This window comes from Campylobacter sp. 2457A, from assembly GCF_020135895.1.
GTDB classification, from domain to species: domain Bacteria; phylum Campylobacterota; class Campylobacteria; order Campylobacterales; family Campylobacteraceae; genus Campylobacter_D; species Campylobacter_D taeniopygiae.
In genome coordinates this window covers 1-3,293 of record NZ_JACHTO010000050.1, presented here as the reverse complement: position 1 = coordinate 3,293, position 3,293 = coordinate 1, and the positions used below count along the sequence as shown (strand labels likewise).

Sequence of the window (3,293 nt, the reverse complement as noted above, 5' to 3'; positions counted from 1 at the left end):
TGTTTAAGGATAAAAGAATATCAAGTCGCTTTTTGCCACTGGTAGCTTTTTTTCGGTACAGAAACTATCTTTTTACCCTGGAAAGAATTTCAAAGGAATATAAACTTAATTTTTTATATAGATTTGCTCAAGATTTTGAAAAAATAATTAAAAACGGAGAGCTTAGTTCTTCTTTTTTTGATAAAAGTGATTTTCAAAAAATAAATTTAATCATTAAAAATCCAGAGCAATATTATTTAAGCCTTTATGGAACTACAGAGAGAATTTTTTTAGGGGCAGCTGAACGTATAAGATCTCAACTTTCATATAAAATAGGAAAAGCAATTGTAAGCAAAAAAATAAGTCAAATTTTAAAAATACCTTACATTATTATCAAACACCAAATTGATCGAAAAATTTATCAGGCATTTGTTAATTTTTTTCCACATTTAAAATTACCTTCGTTAGATCAGTATCAAGATTACGATGAGGCATTAAAAGTTAAAAATCACTTAAGTTATCAGCTCGGAAATGCTTTAATAAAAAACCCTATTACTTTTGTTTTTAAAATAAAAACTATTTATTTAAATTATAAAAAAGGAGTTAAAAAAAGCAGTAAAAACAACCTATCAGATGAAGAATTTTTACTAAGGAGGCACGAGGATATTTTTGGTTATACTCCGGATTTTAAAAATCCAAAAACTTTTAATGAAAAATTAGTTTATAGAATATTATATGATAGAACTCATTTGTATTCGTTTTTAGCAGATAAATTGAAAATGAGAATATATGTTTCACAGGTTTTACAAAATGAAAACAATGCCTTTGAAATACTTTCTAAAAATTCGATTTTGTTTAAAAAAATTGATGATTTGCAAGATGAAATTTTTAAAACTAATTCTTGTAAATATTTGCCTAAGCTTTATGGAATTTATAAAAATTTGTATGATATAGATTATTCCACTTTGCCAGAATCTTTTGTTTTGAAGACAAATCATGATTGTGGGGGTTATGTTATTGTTAAAAATAAAAAAGAATTTCTAAGAGATATTGATTTATTTGCTCAGAGCGTGGAAAAGTTAAAAAAGCATTTAAATTGGAACTATTATGATATTTTTAGAGAATGGCATTATAAAGATATTGAACCGAGGGTTTTTGCAGAGGAGCTATTGCTGGATGAACACTTCAAACCAGCAGATACTTACAAATTTCATATTTTTGATAAAGAAAATAAAAACAATAACTTTATTCAAGTTACAACAGATCGATTTGATAATTATCAAAGAGCTATATATGATTACAATTGGGATATAGCCCCTTTTAATTTTATGTATGAAACTGAAAATATAAAAAAAATATCCAAACCATTATTGTTTGATTCCATGTTAGATCTTTCTTTAAAGCTTTCTAAGCCTTTTGATTATGTTAGAGTCGATCTTTATCAGTTTGAACAAAAAATTTACGTGGGAGAATTGACTTTTACACACGGTGCCGCCGGAGAGAAACTTATACCAAATGAATGGGATAGGAAGTTGGGAGATTTGTGGAAAATAAAAAGGTTAAGCGATGTTGCCAAATAAAAATATACAGCAGTTAAAATCTTATGTTTCTATCCCGCATAAAGTTTGGAATTTATCTGAGAAAAAAGATGTTTTAAAGTTGGATTGGAATGAGGCGACTATCTCACCTTCTCCAAATGTTTTTAGTAAAATTAGCCATTATTTAACCGAAGGACATTTAAATTGGTATCCCAATACAAATAATACTGTATTATTAGAAAAATTAGCTAAATATGCCAATCAAAAAGATGCTTTATGTGTAGAAATTTTTGCAAGTTCCGATGCTGCACATGAAAGCATCATTGATGTTTTTTTAGAAAAAGAAGATAAAATTTGCATTATTGGGCCAACTTATGATAATTTCCGTGCTAGAGCTAATGGCGTTGGTATTGAAACTATTTATTATTTTCTTGATGAAAATTTTAATCTAGATTTTGATAATCTTGAAAGATTTTTAAAAGAAAAAGAAATTAAATTTTTATATTTGTGCAATCCAAATAATCCCACTGGAAATTCTTATAACACAGAAATGATTAAAAAACTGATTTTAAATAATCCTTATGTTATGTTTTTGATAGATGAGGCTTATTATGAATTTTGTGGAAAGAGTTTACAAGATTTAGTTTGTTTATGTAGAAATTTAATTATAACAAGGACTTTTTCCAAGGCTTTTGGTTTGGCAAGTTTTAGAATAGGGTATGTTTTATCACATCCTGAAAATATTTATTCTTTGAAAAAATTAAGAAATTCTAAAAGTATAGCCATGTTATCGCAAATTGCAGCTCTTGCAGCTTTGGAAGATATTGAATATATGCGAGCTTATGTTCAAGAAGTTGTTTTGGCGAAAGATTTTTTTTATAATTTTTTAACGGATGCATTTAAGAATATTTCTAAAGGCGAGGATTTTAAATTTTACCCTTCTGAAGCGAATTTTATTTTTATTAAATATTCTTATACATTGGATTTTTGTGAATTTTTATATAATCATAATATTTTTATTCGTGATTATTCTCATATTATGAAAGATCATTGTAGAATAAGCATTGGTACTAGGGAGCAGATGAAAATGGTTTCTAAAAAAATAGAAGAATTTGTAAATATAAAACATTAAATTTTTTAAGGATTATAATGTCTAAAGAAATTTTAGCCTTGTTTGATTTTTGTGAAACATTAACCAATTTTCAAACATTGGATAGTTTTTTGCCTTTGGCTGGAAAATATAATTTTAATTATACAGAACAACAGAATTTTGAGCGTAGGAAAAATTATGAAAAACTTAAGTTAATTTATCCTAGATATGAACCTTTGATTGATTTAGATTTTAAGGAAGCTAAAAAAATTGCGAAAGAATTTATTTATAATCAAGTGATACATAATCTTAATCATAAGGTAATGGATAGGCTCTTTTATCATCAAGATCAGGGGCATACTGTTGCCATAGTATCTGGTGGGTTGGAAATTTATATAGAGGAATTTGCTAAGATATATGGTATAAGACATATTATAGCAGTATCTTTAGAACAAAGATATGGAAAATTAACCGGTAATATTGATGGAATTCATACCATGCAAGAAAGAAAATTATATAAACTTTCTTTGGAATTAAATCTAAATAATTATGATTTGAAAAATTCTTATGCTTATAGTGATTGTGTTAGCGATATTCCACTTTTATCTTTAGTTGGAAATCCTTTTGTGATAAATTGTGGAAAAGATCTTGCTTGGGCAAAAATTCTTAATTTTAATATTTTAGAA

General features: G+C 26.5%; 3 protein-coding genes. All 3 read left to right on the top strand.

What is annotated here, in order from left to right:
- Positions 1-1,559 (top strand): ATP-grasp fold amidoligase family protein (locus H2280_RS08170; RefSeq protein ID WP_337216229.1); only part of this gene is annotated, 1,559 nt, incomplete at its 5' end.
- Entirely contained in the window at positions 1,546-2,649 is a 1,104-nt protein-coding gene (locus tag H2280_RS08165) for a pyridoxal phosphate-dependent aminotransferase (protein WP_337216228.1), read from the top strand. The genes H2280_RS08170 and H2280_RS08165, both read left to right, overlap by 14 nt.
- A 17-nt stretch (positions 2,650-2,666) precedes the next feature.
- Positions 2,667-3,293, top strand: a 627-nt coding sequence (locus H2280_RS08160; RefSeq protein ID WP_337216227.1) for an HAD-IB family hydrolase, incomplete at its 3' end; no start/stop codon positions are given.